This window comes from Campylobacter sp. RM9328 (genome assembly GCF_012978615.1).
The window spans coordinates 1-200 of the sequence record NZ_LIWF01000105.1; the positions used below are offsets into that span (position 1 = coordinate 1).

1 tRNA gene is annotated in these 200 nt (G+C 37.5%); it reads left to right on the forward strand.

What is annotated here, in order from left to right:
• The first annotated feature begins 31 nt into the window (after positions 1-31).
• Positions 32-107: transfer RNA gene (locus tag CCAL9328_RS10885), tRNA-Ala, on the forward strand.
• The last annotated feature ends 93 nt before the right edge of the window (positions 108-200 follow it).

A 200-nucleotide genomic window follows, 5' to 3' on the forward strand; every position in this document is an offset into this window, starting at 1 on the left:
TTACACTTGTTTAGGTTTGAGAGATTGACAAGGGGAATTAGCTCAGCTGGGAGAGCGCCTGCTTTGCACGCAGGAGGTCAGCGGTTCGATCCCGCTATTCTCCACCATAGTTTAAATTTAAAAGATAGCAATAATAGAAATTTATTAATCAAAGTCTAATCAGAGAGTTTATTTTAAACTTTCTGATTAGACTTTAGTCT